This window comes from Nocardia sp. NPDC004860, from assembly GCF_040609015.1.
Lineage (GTDB): Bacteria > Actinomycetota > Actinomycetes > Mycobacteriales > Mycobacteriaceae > Nocardia.
In genome coordinates this window covers 74,224-92,382 of the sequence record NZ_JBEXJI010000024.1, presented here as the reverse complement: position 1 = coordinate 92,382, position 18,159 = coordinate 74,224, and the positions used below count along the sequence as shown (strand labels likewise).

The 18,159-nt window shown below is 61.4% G+C and carries 15 protein-coding genes; 10 read left to right on the top strand and 5 right to left on the bottom strand.

Annotation, left to right across the window (positions count from 1 at the left end; translation table 11 throughout):
- The first annotated feature begins 89 nt into the window (after nucleotides 1-89).
- Nucleotides 90-1,400, top strand: a complete 1,311-nt coding sequence (locus ABZV44_RS33190) for an MFS transporter (RefSeq protein ID WP_354845118.1) — start codon at nucleotides 90-92, stop codon at nucleotides 1,398-1,400.
- Nucleotides 1,401-1,603: 203 nt separating this feature from the next.
- On the opposite strand, the gene ABZV44_RS33185 is transcribed toward ABZV44_RS33190, so the two are convergent.
- The 3 genes from ABZV44_RS33185 to ABZV44_RS33175 all read right to left on the bottom strand — a co-directional run bounded on the left by ABZV44_RS33185 (nucleotide 1,604) and on the right by ABZV44_RS33175 (nucleotide 4,755).
- Nucleotides 1,604-2,269, bottom strand: coding sequence for an L-threonylcarbamoyladenylate synthase (locus tag ABZV44_RS33185; RefSeq protein ID WP_354845284.1), 666 nt, complete (start codon nucleotides 2,267-2,269; stop codon nucleotides 1,604-1,606).
- Nucleotides 2,270-2,433: 164 nt separating this feature from the next.
- Entirely contained in the window at nucleotides 2,434-2,943 is a 510-nt protein-coding gene (locus ABZV44_RS33180; protein ID WP_354845115.1) for a MarR family transcriptional regulator, read from the bottom strand.
- A gap of 345 nt (nucleotides 2,944-3,288) precedes the next feature.
- Nucleotides 3,289-4,755, bottom strand: a complete 1,467-nt coding sequence (locus ABZV44_RS33175) for an MFS transporter (RefSeq protein WP_354845112.1) — start codon at nucleotides 4,753-4,755, stop codon at nucleotides 3,289-3,291.
- 443 nt (nucleotides 4,756-5,198) lie between these two features.
- Between ABZV44_RS33175 and ABZV44_RS33170 the strand changes: the two genes are divergently transcribed.
- A complete protein-coding gene (locus tag ABZV44_RS33170) occupies nucleotides 5,199-5,810 on the top strand; it encodes a cysteine hydrolase (protein ID WP_354845109.1) in 612 nt (203 codons plus the stop codon).
- Nucleotides 5,811-6,133: 323 nt separating this feature from the next.
- Nucleotides 6,134-6,823, top strand: a complete 690-nt coding sequence (locus ABZV44_RS33165) for a GntR family transcriptional regulator (protein WP_354845106.1) — start codon at nucleotides 6,134-6,136, stop codon at nucleotides 6,821-6,823.
- A gap of 215 nt (nucleotides 6,824-7,038) precedes the next feature.
- Here the strand turns inward: ABZV44_RS33165 and ABZV44_RS33160 are convergent, their stop codons facing one another.
- Nucleotides 7,039-7,266, bottom strand: coding sequence for a hypothetical protein (locus tag ABZV44_RS33160; protein ID WP_354845103.1), 228 nt, complete (start codon nucleotides 7,264-7,266; stop codon nucleotides 7,039-7,041).
- A gap of 394 nt (nucleotides 7,267-7,660) precedes the next feature.
- On the opposite strand from ABZV44_RS33160, the gene ABZV44_RS33155 reads away from it, so the two are divergent.
- From ABZV44_RS33155 to ABZV44_RS33125, 7 genes are all read left to right on the top strand, one after another.
- Nucleotides 7,661-8,659 carry a zinc-binding dehydrogenase gene (locus tag ABZV44_RS33155; protein ID WP_354845100.1) on the top strand — a complete coding sequence of 333 codons (999 nt, stop codon included), beginning with the start codon at nucleotides 7,661-7,663 and terminating at the stop codon, nucleotides 8,657-8,659.
- A complete protein-coding gene (locus ABZV44_RS33150; RefSeq protein ID WP_354845097.1) occupies nucleotides 8,652-9,020 on the top strand; it encodes a cupin domain-containing protein in 369 nt (122 codons plus the stop codon). The genes ABZV44_RS33155 and ABZV44_RS33150 overlap by 8 nt, the downstream gene beginning before the upstream one ends.
- A 366-nt stretch (nucleotides 9,021-9,386) precedes the next feature.
- On the top strand, nucleotides 9,387-11,057 hold the full coding sequence (locus ABZV44_RS33145; RefSeq protein ID WP_354845094.1) for an ISL3 family transposase: 1,671 nt from the start codon (nucleotides 9,387-9,389) through the stop codon (nucleotides 11,055-11,057).
- A gap of 1,174 nt (nucleotides 11,058-12,231) precedes the next feature.
- On the top strand, nucleotides 12,232-13,440 hold the full coding sequence (locus ABZV44_RS33140) for an amidohydrolase family protein (protein WP_354845091.1): 1,209 nt from the start codon (nucleotides 12,232-12,234) through the stop codon (nucleotides 13,438-13,440).
- 197 nt (nucleotides 13,441-13,637) lie between these two features.
- Nucleotides 13,638-15,245, top strand: coding sequence for an AMP-binding protein (locus tag ABZV44_RS33135; RefSeq protein ID WP_354845088.1), 1,608 nt, complete (start codon nucleotides 13,638-13,640; stop codon nucleotides 15,243-15,245).
- Nucleotides 15,246-15,251: 6 nt separating this feature from the next.
- Complete coding sequence (gene folE, locus ABZV44_RS33130) at nucleotides 15,252-15,854, top strand: GTP cyclohydrolase I FolE (protein WP_354845085.1); 603 nt, start codon at nucleotides 15,252-15,254, stop codon at nucleotides 15,852-15,854.
- A gap of 55 nt (nucleotides 15,855-15,909) precedes the next feature.
- Nucleotides 15,910-17,028: a hypothetical protein gene (locus tag ABZV44_RS33125; protein WP_354845082.1), complete on the top strand. Its 1,119-nt coding sequence runs from the start codon at nucleotides 15,910-15,912 to the stop codon at nucleotides 17,026-17,028.
- A 426-nt stretch (nucleotides 17,029-17,454) separates the two neighbouring features.
- On the opposite strand, the gene ABZV44_RS33120 is transcribed toward ABZV44_RS33125, so the two are convergent.
- On the bottom strand, nucleotides 17,455-18,063 hold the full coding sequence (locus ABZV44_RS33120; RefSeq protein WP_354845079.1) for an isochorismatase family cysteine hydrolase: 609 nt from the start codon (nucleotides 18,061-18,063) through the stop codon (nucleotides 17,455-17,457).
- Between the last annotated feature and the right edge of the window lie 96 nt (nucleotides 18,064-18,159).

Here is an 18,159-nt window from a genome sequence, read left to right as displayed (position 1 = left end):
TTCATGTGCGCAGAGTGAAACTCTATGAATCTACGAAAAGATACTGTATGTCAAATATGGTTCAACCACGCAGGCAGCCTGTCCGATCGGTGGCCGCTAGCCTGATCGGGAACTCGATTGAATATTATGAGTTCTTCATATACGGACTATCGGCATCCCTTGTATTCGGAAAGCTATTCTTCCCATCATTCGATCCACTGGTCGGCACCCTGCTTTCCTTGTCCACCTTTGCTTTGGCGTTCCTTACTCGACCCATCGGTGGTTGGGTCTTCGGCCACTTTGGCGACCGCCTCGGGCGGAAGGCAGTTCTAGTATTCACCCTCAGCGCGATGGGAGGGGCCACCGCGCTGATTGGCGTCTTGCCAACATATGACCAAATCGGTATCGCCGCGCCGATTCTACTCACCGTTCTGCGATTCATTCAGGGATTTTCTTTGGGCGGCGAGACCTCTGGGGGCTACTTAATGACCTATGAACACGCCAACCAGGGCCACAAAGGGCTGTTTACAGGTATCGTTAGTACCGGCAATGTGGTGGGCCTGCTGCTAGCCAATGCGGTGAATTTCCTGGTGACATCCTTGCCCGACAGTCAATATATGAGCTGGGGGTGGCGACTCCCATTTCTCTTCAGTGTGGCGCTTGTAGGCGTCGGCATCTTCGTCAGGAGTAAGCTGGCCGAAAGTCCGGATTTCGCAGCGGTCCAAGCTGGCGGCCAGATCAGTAAGAGCCCGCCGGTCGAGCTTATTCGCCGGCAACCGCGTGCGCTGCTTGGTTTCGCGTTGACGACTGCTCCGATGAGCATTGCATTTTATCTAGCCTCAGTCTTTTCTTTCACCTACGGAAAGAGTCACGGGATTAGGGGGTCGGATATTTCTGTGGCGGTTATGATCACAGCCGCAGTCCTCACATTGGGCATGCCCCTCTGCGGCTGGCTCGCTGATTACTTTGGCGCAAAGCAGGTCTTCCTGTCAGGCCAGGTTTTGACGGTGGTCACTCCGTTCATCTGGTTTCCCCTGTTCAACTCAGGTTCCCTGGCTATGCTGTACGCAGGATTCGTCATATTTTTGTTAGGCTATGCCGCCTATGGTGGAAGTATGGGATTGTTTTATCCCTCCCTTTTTCGTGCGAATCTCCGTTACTCTGGGATGGCGCTCGGGCAGGCCGCAGCTGGACTTGTGGGCGGAGCCTTTGCGCCTATGATAGCCACCTCTCTCCTTAGGTCCTTCAACTCGTGGGTGCCGATAGCTGTCTACATCGCCGTCGCCGCGCTTATAGGCTCTGTAATGACTGTCTTCATGCGTGAGTTCGAAGAGTGGAAGCTTATCAAGGACGGATCGACAAACTCTGGGCCGCATGGAGAGGACCCTGAAGAAGGCGAAGTGTCTTTCGCGCTGTCGTAGCCGAGGCGAAGACAGAGGTCAGATACCAGCCGATCCGATCGCTTGAATCTACATTTCTATGATCAGTGTGGCTATCTGGCCTCGAACCAAATCCGGTTGCTCGACGTGATCGGTCGCAGGGGCATCAAATCCTGCCCGCGACCGATCATTTCTTGTCAGCTTTCGCAAGGTCTCCATACTCCGTTGAAATGCGCACCAGGCTGTTATCGTCGACCCGTGGGCATCAGCGACGCGGGCGCTACGCCGAGCACTTCGGCAACCTGGGTTGCTGGCACCGCGCCATTACGAAGTATCCTCGGGCTATCGGCGGTGAGGTCGAGAATGGTCGATGCGACGCCTTCCGTGACCGGACCGCCGTCGAGGTACACCGCGACTTGGCTACCCAACTGCTCACGTGCCTCGTGGACGGAGGAGGCCCCCGGGTGACCCGAGACGTTGGCGCTGGATTGAGCCAGCGGTCCGACCTCACGCAACAAATCCAATGCAATCGGGTGCAGGGGCATGCGAAGCATAATGGTCCCGCGAGTGTCGCCGAGGTCCAACGCCAGCGACGGCGCCTGTTGGACGACAAGGCTCAATCCTCCGGGCCAGAACGCCCGAATCAGGTCCCGCGCTCGTGCTGGTACCGAGTAGACCAGTCCGTCGATGGTGTCCCAGGAACCAACTAAGACCGAAACCGGCATGTTCCGTCTGCGCTGCTTTGCCTCGAACAGCGTGCCGACCGCCGTGGCGTCGAATGGATCCGCGGTAATGGCGTACAGCGTATCGGTCGGAAGTACGACGAGACCTCCCGATTTCAGCGATGCCTGCGCAGCGCTCAGCCCTGCGGCTCTCGATCCAGGGTCGGAACAGTCGAAAATAGTTCGCAAATCATCAGGGTCTGCATTCATCTCATCACTTGGAATCGAGAGGGCTGAGTGGTATCGGTGCATAGATTGAATCCGGTAGGTGTAGCACGAACTTCCGCGGAGAACCTTCCTGGCCGGAGGGCTGGCTAGCGATGGTCGCCGCCGAAGCGGCTCGGTCTGAGTGGTCAGGGCGTCGCGGCTTGTTCTTTATCGCCACTGCTGACGAGAGCTTCTGGTTCGAGACCGGCGAGCAGGGTTTCACCGATAGCGGTGAGTTGCTTGCGTTGTTGGTTGGTGAGCGGGGTGAGGACACGTTCGCGTACGCTGCGCGCGTAGACCGGCGCTGCTTGTTCCACCCGCCGCAGACCTTCGTCGGTGAGCACGGCCAACCAGCCGCGTCGGTCCCCCGGCGGAACTTCGCGGCGCACTAGCCCGTCCGCTTCCAGGCGGCCGATGGCGTGGGTGATTCGACTCGACTTCGAATGGGTGATCGCGGCGAGTCGGCTCATCCGCAGAGACCTATCCGGCGCGCGGCGTAGTCGCCACAGAATGTCGAAGTAGGTACGTGGTAGGTCGGTCTCGCGTTCCATATCGGCGTCGAGGTGAGCTGCGGCTGCTTCCCATGCGCGGTTGAAGGCGCGGAAGGTTCGCAGTTCGTCGGGGCTGAGCCAGCCCAGTTGTTCGTCGCTCGTCATCCTTGCGATCATATTGGAATATCCAGCGCTGTAGTAATGCATGGGGCAATTGGGCAGACCCCGTAAGCCACGCCGACAGCTCGGATGAAACAGGACGTAGTGTCTTCGGTGCCCGCCACCCTGTTGACGAAGCGACGCCTACTCCATGCCACGGCCCGGCCTTGCCGCAGCCGGGCAGAGCGAGTCTGTGACAAAAGACCCGTCTGTGGCACAGCAGAGTGGCACGTGAGCAGCGGAGAAAGATTGGTTGATCGCGCGCGATCATCTTGTCGATCGGGGCGTAATCAGCCGATTCGGTAGCAAAGTGACCTCGCATGACCGAGTTCTGTGCTCTTCCTGCAGCTCTCATGCTGTCGCCGGGTTCCGGCGGGCGAGGGATGCGATGAGGCCTGCAATGCAGACGATGCCGAGGATCACTAGAGCCCAGCGATATCCGGCGGTGAGGCCTTGCAAGGTGTGCTGGTCCAGGGTGCCGACATTGCCGGCGTAGGCCGCTTTCTTCAGCGGGCCCGGCAGGCTGATGGTCACGATCGTAAGGGACAGCGCTGTGGAAAGAGTCCACCCGGCGTTCTGGACTGCTTGGCGAAAGCCGTTTGCGATGCCACGCCGGTCCGCGCTTACCGAGCTCATAATCGCGCTGGTGTTGGGTGTCATGAAGAATCCAGCGCCAGCACCGATCACCAACAGACATGCACCCAGGGCCGCGTCGTTTAGCCGAGGATTGATAAGGATCGCCAACATCAGCAAGGCGAGTGCGGTGGCTGCTAGCCCGGCACTGGCGAGCGTGCGAGCAGTGAACCGTGCCTGAAGGCGCCCGGCAATCGGGGACGCGATAGCCATGCCGACTGCAACAAAGAGGACGCGGAAGCCAGCTTGGTCGGCTGCCATTCCGAGTGCTGCTTGAAGGTAGAGCGACATCAGCAGGACGACTGCGTAGTAGGCCATGGCAATGAGGAACAGTGACAGGTACGCCAGGTTCCGCGCTTGATCGCCGAACAACGACAGATCGAACAGCGGGTGCTGGCGGCGTGTCTGCAGGATCAAGAACGCCGGTGTGCAGACTACGAACAGCACCAGTCCGAGCAGCACGGGCACGCTTGTCCATCCGGCTGTGCCGCCTTCGGAAAGCGCCAGAATCAACCCACCCAGTCCGAGTGCTGACAACACCGCGCCGGAGTAGTCGAAGGATTCACCGTGAGCATGCGCCGGCGTCGGGCTGAGGCTTCGCCATGCCCAGAGCAGTCCGATCAGCCCGATTGGCACGTTGAACCAGAACACGGCCCGCCAGCCCAGTTCTGAGGCCAGCACACCGCCGATGACCGGACCCAGGACCTGTGCAACCGCGGCGATTGTGGCGTTGATACCGAGCGCAGTGGACAGCTTTCCGACAGGGAAAGCATCGGTGATCAACGCCGTAATATTGCACAGCAGAGCGGCTGCGCCGACGCCCTCCAGGCAGATGCAGCAAATCAGCACACCCACGTTGGGCGCCAGCCCGGCCAGCGCACTTCCCAGCGTCAGCAGCCCGACCCCGCCGAGGTACATGCGTCGGCGCCCGAGCATGTCGGTCACCCGGCCGAATACGAGCACCAGCACTGTTGCCACCATCATGTAGGACAAGGCGATCCATGAGGCCGCGCTGGCGGTGGCATGAAAGTGACGGCTCACGGTCGGCAGCGCTACAGCCATGATCGAGTTGTTGATCGCCGACAGGAAGCCGCCGAGTCCGGCAATGGCCTGTACTTGAACTTGTCCCCTTCGTTCAGCACCCTTTCGTGCGAAAGCATCAGGGTTGATTGCTCGGGTCGTCATAAGTCTCGGACCTCCTCCATCCGTCTGTGCCCTCCTCTTGTGGGCCGTCGCCTCGCCGCGGGGCAAGCCGGCGGCAACGAGGAACCCACCTGGCGCTGCGATCGGGCTCCTGCCGCTGAATTGGCGTCGCGTCGATCTGATGCTCGCTGGACGAGCTCCACACGATGGCCCCGCAGGTAAAGCTGCGATGTCACGTGACACCCGATGTGCCCGCTCGGGTTTGGAGCCTGCTTGTGATCCAGACCTCTCTGTGCGGTCGATCGACTCCGGAGAGCCCGGTTCCACATCGAGGTGGCGCTGCCCTCTCCCGATCGGCGTCGACCGGCAGAGGGGTTCCCATCGAGTTCGATATTACAGCGCTGGAATATTTAACGCTATACTAAAAGAGTGGCGCCGCTCACCCACCGTTCGGGTGAGCGGCGCCGCTCGATGAAGGAGGGTTCTTGTCGGATCAATTCACGACCTTTGACGCTGCCCGAACCGCGCTGCTGCTCATGGACTTTCAGGCCTCGTTACTCGATGGCTTGACGCAACCGGAGGTGTTGCTGGCGCAAGTGCGGCGCACGCAGCGCGCCGCGCTGCGTGCGGGTATCCACCAGGTGCAGATCCGGGTGGCGTTCACCCCGGACGAGCATGCTGCAATCCCGCTGCATAACAAGGTGTTCGCCCCACTCGCTGCCCGTAGGGCTCTGGGTCTCGGCGACCCTGGGACTGAGGTCCATTGGTCGCTACAGGACGGCGGCTGTGGGCATGTTGTCACCAAGACGCGCGTGAGTGCCTTCAATACCACGTCGTTGGATCAATCGCTGCGCGAGCGCGGGATCGACACCCTTGTGTTGGCTGGGATGTTCACCAGTGGCGTCGTGCTCTCCACTGTCCGCGACGCCGCTGACCGTGACTATCGAATCATTGTCGTTGGCGACGCGTGCGCGGACGGCAACGCAGAACTCCATGAACTCCTGCTCCGCGATGTACTGCCCCTGCACGCCGACATCCTCACCGTCGCATCCTTTGAGGTATTGACTCGGACCGCCGACTGGCCTCGCCTCGGCTGAGGCTTACCGTGGCGCGCGCTCGCTGGACCGCCGGCGAGTGCGCGCATGTTGGCCCGGCCTGGCGCCCGGGCTCGTTTCCTGCTGGTCCTCGTCCACTGGGACGTGAGTACCTGACTGTCAACCCGATAGGGTGGAAGGGCTAAGTGAAACCATATAAATGATCTATGTCACTAGATGCACGAGGGAAGTGGCTTCCGTACCCCGAAGCCTTTGTCTACGACTGGCCTGACCTGCCGATTCTTCGGATCGAGCGTCATTTTCGCGGTTGCAGTTGGCTCAGCAAGGGAGCCGTCGCCGTGATGTCACATTGCTACGATGATGTTATGAAAGTTGTGGGTGGGAAGACCGCGCGGGTGGTGGCGGGGGATATCGTCCGAGACATCACGGCCCGGGAGCTGGATCGGCTTCCCGCCGAGAGCGAGTTGCTGAAGAAGTACAAGGTCAGCCGCCCGTCGCTGCGCGAGGCATTGAGGATGCTTGAGGTGCATGGGGTGATCACGCTCAAGCCCGGCCCTGGCGGAGGGGCTATCGTGAATCGGATTGCGGGCGAGCAGTTCGCCACTTCATCGTCGCTGTACTTTCACCTCTTGGGTTTGACGCTGCGCGACCTGCTGAAGACTCGACTGCATCTGGAGCCCCTAATGGCGCGACTCGCCGCCGAGGCGGTCAGCGCGGGGACGCCATGGACGGAGCTGGACAATGCCGCGGAAAACAGCAGCGTGGCCGACGATCACAGCAACTTTCACCTCTCGGTCGCCGAGTTCGCCGGCGATCCGGTGTTGGTGCTGATCGGACATGCCGTCCGTGACATCACCGTCGACATCTTCAACGAGGAGCGGGTTCCGAGCCTCGGTGACCAGCTCGCGATCTCACACTCTCAGATCCGCGACGCGATCGCGCGCGGCAGCGCTGCCAAGGCCGAAAAGCTGATGCGCGGCCACCTCGAGGAGTACGTGACCCTGCTCGAAACGAACTATCCGCATCTGCTCAACCAGATCATCGATTGGGGCTGAGCCAGAGTCGTCTCGGCGGGCGGGTGTGTCAATCCGGACGAAATCTAGCCTTGGCCAATTGATGATTGCTCTGATCGGGATGTACTGCGGCGCTTGATGGTTCGCCTGTTGACTGACTCGCGGCCATGGTGTGTCTGGGGGGTTTATTGCCGTATCTGGGGTTTGTGATCCGATAGGGTTCGCGCTGTCGGCTGCACGGCGCGATCGTGACCTGCCTACAGCAGCCACGCTCGGCGGCAGTCAGGCACGATGATCGCCGACCAGAAAGCCAATATCGTGGTTCCGGTCGGGCGGTTGTTCTGCGGCAGCTTCGCTTGCGCGACAAGGACGCTGCCGATCACGTGCGGGAATCGCACCCGGCAAGCGGCGGATATTGCTGCTCCGGCAGATTGTGCATGTCCGCGCTCGCGTCGGGGCGCCCTGCTGTCGTCGTAGCTGCCCATGCTGCCGATTGCATCTGGTGGAACCCGTATCCGAGATCTGAGTTCGCTCCAGCATCAAGGCCGCGGCGGGGTGCTCGAAGCCGAACCGGCAGTATCTCCGTTCCAGTCTCGCGACGATGGCTCGGCGCCCCCTCGTCAACGATTAGCCCGCCAGGTGCGAAAAGAATCTTGACGATCGCAAACTATATATATAGTTTCAATGGTCTTACAACGATGTCGACCGAGCTCAAAGTGTCGGACTTCGCGTGTCGGTTGCTGCTGGTGCCCGACACGCTGACGCGTGAGGCCGGTGCTCACGGGCGAGGCCGGGAGCAAATCTCGGCAGAGGTCCCTGCGGTCCTTGTCTCCGCCGGTCTGTTCGTTTGATGCTGGGTCCCAAGGAGGTTAACCACCGATGCGAGCGATAGTGATCGATCAGCGATCGCATGGTCTCGAGTTCCGATGCATCGACGAGCCGGAATTGGGCGATGGCCAGATCAGGGTCGCGGTGCGTGCTGCCTCGCTGAATCGCGCTGATCTCGCGGTACGGGCCGGCACTCACACGGCTGATATCTCCGGATTGGCAGGGCTGGACGCAGCCGGCGAAGTGGTCGAGGCAGGACGTGGCGTTACTGATGTCGCAGTGGGCGACCGCGTGATGATGATGGTCTCGGGTGGGCTGTCGGAGCGTGTGGTCGTAGACGAGGGAACCGCTGTTCGAATTCCACCCGAATGGAGTTACATCGAAGGTTCCGCAGCGATTGTCGGGCTGATGACCGCCCAGAACGCGTTGATGACAGCTGCGCGCATGACGACTGGGGAGTCGGTTCTGGTGCACGGGGCGACCTCGGCCGTGGGAATTCAATGCATCCAGCTGGCAAAGCACCTCGGTGCGGGCAGGATTGTGGGAACCGCTCGTGCGCGCCGGGAGGTAGATGCTTTGCGCGCGCTCGGAATGGACGAGTTGATCGTCGTCGATGGGCCCGGCTGGGCCGAGCGCGTTCAGGACCTGACTCACAACCTCGGGATCGACATCGTTTTGGACTTCGCTGGCGGACCGTACTTGGAGGACAACATCGCTGCTGCGGCTCTGGGTGGTCGGATCATCGGCATAGGGCGCCTGGCCGGAGCCGACGGCCGCATCAACATGGAAGCACTTGCCTACAAGCGACTTGAGATTATCGGCGTGACCTTCCGAACGCGAGATCTCGATCAGCGGCGAGCAATAGCCGAAGGAGTACGCCAGCTACTGCTCGCACCTGCGGATAACGGCATCTCACCCGCCCTTGCCCTACGGCCGACAGTAGAGCGAACAATGGCCTGGACCGAGGTCGAACAGGCATACCGGCATCTCGCGGGCAGCCGCGGGCTGGGCAAGATCGTCCTCGAGATGAACGGGTCGATCGATGTCTGACGGCGGAGTGTACGAGGTTTCCGAGATCCCTGAATTCACTCCGCTGCCGGGAATGTCCGGACAGGCCGTGTTCGGTGATCGTCTGCAGTTGACGATCGTGAGATTTGCCCCAGGCGCCGTGGTTCCTGTGCACACACATCCTCAGGAGCAGATCGGTCTGCTCCTCCACGGAGATGCCACAGTGCAGCTTGGTCGGAACGAGTACGCGCTCCATACGTCGTCAGCGTATGTGGTGCCCAGTGGCGTCGCTCACGGCCTGCACGTCGGCTCTGAGGGAGCCGTATTCATTGAGGCATTCCATCCGATCAGGCAGGACTACGTCGATGCAGCGGCTGGGCGACCGACCCAGACCTTCCGTTGAATCTGTATCCCATTGCGCCTTCGACCTGTGGTTTCGGTCTCCTGTACATGGATCGACCCAGACCTACGAGCGCCGTGATACAACGCGATCGCGATTTCAGGTGCGGCTTGGTCGTAGATACCCTGGGGCGACGGACGTGAGCCGTCCGGAGCGCCTCACCTGAGGTGACGTTCGCTCGATGATGCCGCTGCTCCATCCGAGGGTGAGGCCGAGCGCGTGCGGGAGCCTTCGGCGTAGGGGCCACGGCGGTCACGACATACGACCCGAATTTCGGGATGCTCACGCAGCCAGGTGGCCAAGGATTCGGTCGATCTGGTCGACCGTGTCAACGGAACGCCAATCCTGGATCTGGCACAGACTTGGTGATTGACCCGTTCGGGATGTGAAGGGGCGGTTGATAGTTCATTATGTCGCGGGTGTTCTGATCTTGGAGCGATGAGGGTCCTGTTCCCGCACCTGGACGGTCTGCGGATCGAGGTCATCCGCGCGGCGGGTTCGACGGTGCGGATCGAGGCTGCCACCGGTGACGGACCGGCCGAGTGTCCCGGCTGCGGGGCACGGTCCGCGCGGGTCCACAGCCGATACCGGCGACGGTTGTCCGATACCTCGATCACCGGCCGCGAAGTCGTGATCGGGTTACAGGTCCGCAGGCTGTTCTGCGGCAATTCCGATTGCGGGAAAACAACTTTCGCCGAGCAGGTGCCGCAACTGGCGGCCAGGCATGCTCGCCGTACCTTGATTCTGCAGCGCGTGTTGTGCGCGGTCGGGCTGGCGCTGGGCGGTCGCGCGGGAGCGCGGCTGACCCGGCAGCTGGCCGCGACGGTGAGCCGGATGACGTTGCTGCGCCAGATCCGGGCCTTGCCCGATCCTCAGCCCCCGGTCCCGCGGGTGCTGGGCGTGGACGACTTCGCCCTGCGCCGCGGGCATCATTACGGCACGATCCTGATCGACATGCAGACCCGCCGCCCGATCGAGGTCCTGGACGACCGGACCGCCGACACCCTCACAGCCTGGCTGCGTGCCCACTCGGGCGTGGAGATCGTCTGCCGCGACCGCGCCGGCGCTTACGCCGAAGGCGCCGCCGCCGGAGCGCCGAACGCAGTACAGGTCGCCGATCGCTGGCATATCTGGCACAACCTCGGCGAAGCGGTCGAACGCACCGTGGCACGCCACCGCGCCAGCCTGCCCGCCGCGATCACCGCCCCCGAACCACAGGACAGGCCCGACATCGCCGCGATTGCCGCCGAAATACTCCCTGGGCCGGTCCCGCGCGGCGAACGGCAGGATCGCACCGCGGTGCGCACCCGCCAGCGCTGGGCCCAGGTCCATACCCTGCTAGACCAGGGCACGAGCATCCTGGCGATCAGCCGTGAGCTGGGCCTGTCCCGCGGCACCACACGCCGCTTCGCCCGCGCCGAGTCGGTCGACGAGCTACTGGTCAACAACCGCCTCGGATTCCGAGTCAGCATCCTTGAGGCATACAAGCCCGAGCTGCATCGGCGGTGGAACGAGGGGTGCACCAACGCAACCCAGCTGTTCGAGGAGATCAAGGCTCGCGGCTATCAAGGCAGTGAGAAGTTGGTGCGCAACTACCTGCAGCCCTTCCGCGCCGTCACACACGTCCCGGTCGCGCCGCCCAAGCCGCCGTCCGTCCGCAAAGTCGTCGCCTGGATCATGGCCAACCCCGACACCCTCGCTGCCGAGCATCGGACGAGTCTCGACGCGATCCTGGCAGTCAGCCCGGAATTGGCTGCGCTGACCGGGTACGTCCGCGCGTTCGCCGACATCATGGGCCAACGGCGCGGTGGGGATCTCGAACGGTGGATGGCCGCCGTCGATGCCGACGACCAGCCCGGGCTGCACTCGTTCGTGCGGGGCTTGCGCCGCGATCAGGACGCGGTCACCGCTGGTCTGACCATGTCCTGGAGCAGCGGAACGGTCGAAGGCCATGTCAACCGCATCAAGATGCTCAAGCGCCAGATGTTCGGCCGCGCGAAAACTGACCTGCTCCGCAAGCGAATCCTGTTGAGCGAGTGAACAACCCGGTCGATCGGATCACGAAATTTGTGCCAGATCCAGTATTCACGCGCTGCCGACAGACCGGTCGAGGAGTGGCCAAGTCGATGATCAATGACATAGACATGACCTTGCTGATCGCGAAGTCGTCGACGCCGACAGCAGGCAGCGCACCCGCAGTCGGCAGCCGCCGGATCAACCTCAGCGGCGTAGAGCGGGATATCTCAGCGGCGAGGTGGCCGCTGAGCCGCTCTCCCGCGCGGCGACCCAGAACGTGACTGTGGTCAGCAGACCGGTCAACCGACTACTGCGGGGCTGGTCCCGGCAACCTGGTGATCTGCTCAGCGAATATCTAGCATCGACAATCCAGCGCCGCGCACCGAAATCGCCTCGCCCGCAATCGGATACACGCCGCCAGGCCGCCAATGCTGCGATCAGCGAGCTGGCGAACGTACGACCGTTCACACGCGCGGAGACGTTGCCGCAGACGGATCACGCAGCCAAGTCCGCACTGCCGTACGCGTCCGGACGGATCGTACGGCCGTTCGTGTCGACTCCCTCGACACGTACGCCCGCCACTACCCGAACGCAGACTCCACGACACCACGCACGACCACGGACAAGGTCTATCGGAAATCGCTGTGCCCCAACCAGATCGGCACACCCAAGTTCATCGAAAGTGGGCCAGAACCAATATTCACGTTCCCTCACCGTAGGTGCTGATCTCGAGCTTGCCGGCCACTCCGTAAGGGCGTAGAACCAACACGCCACACCCTGTTTCTAAAGCTTCATCGCGGTCGCTTCCAGCACCGCTGAACGCCCCTGTCGGCGTCGAGTTCATGCACGGTGGGCCGTTGTGGATGGTCCAACTGCGCTCCACCGCTGCACTTACGCGGGCACCCCGACCGCTGCTGAAGGCACGGGACCGCGGGCCGATACCGGCATTGCCGACACTGAACGGCCGACAGCAAGTTCTATGCAAGCCCGTTCCGGCAGCTGGCGTTCGGCGGCACCGCGGCCATCCACGTCTCGAAGACCGTTCTATGACCTTCGACGGCCGCGCCTTCACTCCCGCGACTACCTGGGTAAACATCCCGCTAGCGCCCATATGTGCGCTCCCACGCAGGTGACCCTTGACACAGGTGGGTGAAAACCATTTAAATGAATTCGCCAAACCAACTGGAGGGCGAATCAAATGGCTAGCAAGTACCGAGTGATCGATACCGACACTCACCTCATCGAGCCGGCGGACCTGTGGACCGAGCGGCTGCCCAAGGCGTGGGGCGACGATGTCCTGCACGTGCGATGGGACGACAAGTCGCAGCAGGATCTGTGGTTCTTCGGCGATCAGCCGTTGAAGTCTGCTTGGCAGTGGGCGAACTGGGGATGGACGGGCAAGGGCGAGATCCACGACGGCTCGGGGCCGACTCGTCTCTCCGAGGCCCACCCCGCCACCTACGATCCCAAGGCCCGTGTGGCGTTCATGGACGAGCAAGGCTTCGAGATGCAGGTCCTGTATCCGAACCTCGCCGGGTTCGACTGGAAGCCGTTCGTTCACCACCCGAATCCGGAAGTCGCCATCGCACATCTGCGCGCCTACAACGACTTTCAGCTGGAATGGGTCGAGCAGTTCCCCGGCCGCTTCATTCCCATGATGGTTGTTCCCTACTGGGACGTGAAGCAGACTGTTGCCGAGATCGAACGTCTTGCCGATGCGGGCTTCGGCGGCATCGTGACCACTGGCGCACCGCATGAGCACGGTCAGGCGCCCCTCGGTAGCCGCAAGTGGGATCCGATGTGGAAGGCATGTGAGGAGGCCGGACTGTCGGTCAGCTTCCACACTGCGAGCGGTGACTTCCGGCAGCTGATGGAACGCCACGAGGACGACGACGTCTCCGGTGGTGCTCTCGTGGTCCGCGACGGACCGCACATCTACCTGGCGAATGCCAACCACGTGTGCGACCTGCTGATGTCGGGCATCATGCACCGCTTCCCCACCCTGCAGTTCGCTTCGGTGGAAAGCGGCATCGGCTGGGCGCCGTTCGTGCTGGAGGCACTGGACAAGCGATTCGAAAAGAACGGTGTCGCGAAGAGCCACCACGACGCGTTCGGGGACATGCTTCCCAGTGATTACTTCAAGCGCCAGATGTCGGTGAATTTCTGGTTCGAAGAACTCGACCAGTTCCACATCGACAAGCTCGGTCTGCGGGGCATCCTGTTTGAAACCGACTTCCCGCACCCGACCGGCTATCACCGTCCCACCCTGGACGAGAACATCGAACTCGTCATGGGGAACATCTCCGAGGAGATCCGTCGGCAGATCCTGTGGGAGAACCCTGCTCGACTCTACGCGAAAGCCCTCGCCAAACAGGGCGTCAATCCCGAATACACGGTGCCGGCGTAGCGGTTGATCCATCCTGAACCTCGGCTCCAGGTCAATGGTGTCCAGGAGCCGAGGGGTCCTCGGTGAAGGACAACGGCGTCCTGGGCCGAGGTCTCAGGATCGGTCGGTTCACCGGTCAATACCGCCGCCGGCCAACATCACAATTACCGGCATCTCCTCCGAACAGCATCTCAGCTCCTTCAGAAAGCGGAACGCCCGTGTCTTCCAGCGATCCTGTGACGTTCGACCATCGGTGGCGCCGGGCGGTGCAGCTGTTCCCGAACGCAGTCTTCCTTGTATTCAAAGCAGACGACGACACGGTCACTCAATGGACCTACGCCGAATTCGATGAAATCGTCGGCCGTCTCGCAGCCAACCTCGTGACATTGGGCTGCACTCCCGGCTCCTCCATCCATATCGCGTTACGTAACTGCCCAGCATTTGTCGGCCTGTGGCTCGCCGCGGCGCGCGTGGGGGCGTGGATCGTGCCGGTAGACCCGGCGTCGTCGTCGCGAGACATCGAATCCCAGATCCGGCGAACCAATCCGGCTGTGGGCTTCTGTGCCGCCGACCGTGCCGACATCTATCGTCGCGGAGCAGCATCCGTGCCCCATGTACTGGCGCTGGCCGAAACTGCTCAGGATCTGGAGCTCGATGGAGTTCTGACCAGCGCGATCGACTGGAGGGTCGTGGAGCTCGAACCCGCACCCTCGCCGACCACACGCCTGGCGGTCATGTTCACCTCCGGTACGACGTCCGAACCCAAGGGGGTCGTGCTATCTCAGCACAACTATGCACATGTCGCCGACACCATGTCGTCGATCATTGACCTCACCAGTCGTCACCGATGGCTGGTCACGTTGCCGCTGTTCCACGCAAACGCCCAGTACTACTGCTTCGCACCCGCGATCGCCGTCGGCGCCAGCGTAGCCTTGACTGCACGTTTCTCCGCGTCCCAATGGCCCTTCTGGGCGCAGGAGCTGAACGCAACCCATGCCAGTCTCTTCGCAGCACCGATTCGCATGATCCTGGCACGCCGACGACCCGACGCTCCGGCTCTCGAACTCGAACACGTCTGGTTCGCGCAAAGCCTCGCACCCGCCCACTACGCGGAATTCGCCGAGTTGGCCGGCTGCGTCCCGCGGCAGCTGTACGGGATGACAGAAACGGTCGCAATAGTCACGGCCGAGCTCGGTGACAATCCGCGCTGCGACTCCATCGGCCGTCCCGCCGACGCGGGAAGAACCACAGCCGTGGTCGAGCTCGAGTCCGATTCGCCTGCGCCAACCGGCACACCGGGAATGCTCCTCGTCGCTGGCGTCCCCGGCCAGGACCTATTCTGCGAGTACCTGGACGACCCGGCTACGACCGCCGCAACCTTGGTTGATGATGGCAATACAACGTGGCTTCGCACCTCCGACCTCGTGTCCTCCGATTCGGAAGGCGGCCTCCGCTTCGTCGGGCGAGCCGACGACGTGATCAAAGTTGCCGGTGAGAATGTCAGCCTTACCGAGATCGAAGCCACCATCGCTCAAGCGCCCGGCGTGCTCGAAGCAGCTGTCCTCGCCCGCCCTGATCCGATTCGCGATGTCGTACCGATCGCTTTCGTGGTCGCCAACTCACACACGCCCCGCCTATCAGAGGCAGGACTTACGGAGTGGGCAGAGAAAAACCTTCCGCCCCAGAGCCGGCCCCGGGCGTGGCATTTCGTGCCAGAGCTGCCGCGCACCAGTGTCGGAAAGATTCGCCGTCACCAACTACAGGCATCCGCTGATAGCGATATCGGCCACGACCGCCCCATCACTGCCTCGGAGAACAAGGACTGAACGATCATGTCACCACTACTACCCCTCGAGGACCTCCTGCATTCGGATCAGCGAAGAATCGACATCGTCGCCGCAGAAGACGCCGCGGCAGCGTTTCTTGCCGCTCTCGGCATATCAACCGAGGAGGAAGGTACACGCAACACGCCACGTCGAATGGCCCACGCGTATATGGACTTCTTCACGCCACGCCCATTCGAGCTCACCACCTTTCCCAATGACGCCGGATATGACGAGCTTATTCTCGCCAAAGCGATTCCGTTCCGATCTATCTGTGAACACCACTTGTTGCCGTTTCTCGGCGTCGCACATGTCGGATATCTACCCGGCGACAGAATTCTCGGCTTGTCCAAGCTCGCGCGCGTCGTCGAGTATTTCGCGTGCAGGCCTCAAGTACAAGAACGTCTCACCAAGCAGATCGCCGACTGGCTGAACGAGCACCTGACACCAAGAGGTGTTGGCGTGGTGATCGAAGCAGAGCACAGTTGCATGACATTGCGAGGTGCACAAGCCATAGGATCGACCACCGTCACCTCCTCACTGGCCGGCGCGCTTCGAGAAGATCCGCGGACACGAGAAGAGTTTCTCAGTTTGTCGAGACGGCGAGATTGATCGGAATGCCGTAATTCCGAATCAGCGATCGAAGAAGTAGCCCCAAGGAACCGTCATGCCCGAAGAAATCGTCATCGTAGACGCTGCCCGCACACCGCTGTCACCCGCCGACCAGCCAAGCCCGCTCACATCATTGTCAGAGATCGATCTTCTGAACGAAATCATCAACGGCATAACGGAACGGTCCGGTATCGACCAGGGGTGTATCGACGAGATCCATGCGGCCGGAATCCGCGCCGACGGTTACCTGGAGTCATCACGCTTCTGGGGCTTTGACATACTCCATTCGGCCGGATCCAGCCTCGGTGCGCTCTTCACGGCCGTGAACGGTGTACAAGCCGACCCACGTGGAGTCGCCCTCGTTGCCGGAGTGAACCACTCTCGTCAAAGAGGCAACCCACAACTTGCGCCCACGCGAAACGGCTCCCGAATTGAGGATTCTCGAACCAACGCCGAATTGCTCGTCACCCTGTACGGATTGACGCGTACCCAGATCGACAACTATGCCCGTCAGTCAATCGAACGCGCTCATGAATGTGCACGCTGGGGCGACTACAAACGAGAGATCGTCCCCATTACGAGCCCGCATTCGCTGGCGTATGGAGGAACAATGACGACCGACATTTTGTGCAGCGTGCCTCGGGTCACCGAGATCGAACTGATGAAAAGGTCGTGGAGCACTGAAGAACTCGCGATACCGGAGAATGAGCCGGTTGTCCTCGGCGATTACGCGCATACGGCCGTGGGGGCCGGAGCTGCTCTTGTCACCAGTTTACGCCGGGCGAACGAGTTGGGCCTGACGCCGCGTGCGCGAATTCGTCAATTCACCGAAGTCTATAGGCGTCCTCGGCAGAAATTCTGCAACCTCCCTTCTATCGTTACACGTTCACTGCTCAGCGCATGCAGGTTTCCGGTGACGTCGATGGACCATGTCGAGATACCGGATACCTTCGCCGCATCGGCTTTGGCGTGGCAATCCGAGTTCGCGATCAATCCAGACCTCCTCAATCCACGCGGTGGTGCGATCGCGCTGGGTGACCTCGCGCATGCAGCCGGCCTTCGGTCGCTGGCAACTATGTTGGGCGCCCTCGAAGACACCGGGGGGATATCCGGGTTGATCATCGGCTCGGAAGCCGACGACACATGCCATGGCCTGCTGATCGAAAAATACTGATTCCGGCTGACCTACCAGGAAGATAGGAAGGCTGCCGTTTCCTGGCGGCCCGGTCCCCGGTCCTATTCTCATTTTCATTGCGATACTATTCTCGTGCATCGATATCTGGAAACCTGCGGATTGTTCGCCTCCGAAGGCTCGCATACTCGGTGATCGACATCCTTCTTGAAATAGGCTGTTCCGCCGTGATCGGCCTATATTGGACTGCTTGACCGGGGTGGCCGCCAACGATCGGACAGGTGCATCGGGGTTGCAGGCCCGCGCTGTGCTCGGCCTCGACGAGCCCACTTGAGCTCTTTCCTGCTGCCCTGCTTTGTTTGCCGAGGGTTATCGGTTGGGTAGAATCGTGATCCCCTGTCAGCATCTGCTGACAGGGGATCTGCTGTGATTGCGTATTCGAGTCCTTGATCTCTCTAGCCACGAACGCTAGGGCAGCAAGGTTCCCTCGTGCGTTTCAACCCGGGATGATCGCGACCTGTTCATCCACTCAGCCGAGCTGATCACCTCGGCATGCGCTGGAAAGACATGGGACAGCAGGGTTTGGTGTACAAACTCGTCGTGGTCGGCGCAACAGTCCGATAGGACCGTGATACTGAAGTCCATATCGGCTGCTTGGCGTAGCGTGGACAGCACCACGCCGGATGTCGAAACGCCGGCGAGGACAAGATCTGTGATGCCCGCGGACCGGAGGGACAGCTCCAGATCGGTTCCGTGGAAGGCACTCACCCGGCGTTTGGTGATGACTTTGTCGCCGGGTTCGACGGTGAGACTCGGATGAATCCTGGTACTGTCGGATCCTTCGAGAAAGTCGTAGTTCCTGACGACGTATGTGAAAACCTTGTTGGAGGCACTGACTTCCGGGAAGCCAGGATTGAAGGCTACGCGTGTATAGACGATTCCGCACCCGCTCTTACGCGCGAACTCTGATACAGCCGCCAGGCTTTTGAGAAATTCGTCGTCGCCTCCGAACTCTGGAACCGTGACCGGCGTGATATCGAGCAACATCAGTGCTGTTGATCGAGGAACGTCCTGCATGTGAAACTTCTTCCTTCTATTCGAGTCGCGTCTTTGCGATATCTCGACATCAAACACATCCGATTCCCCGACGGTACCGAAATTGTTTTACTCTGA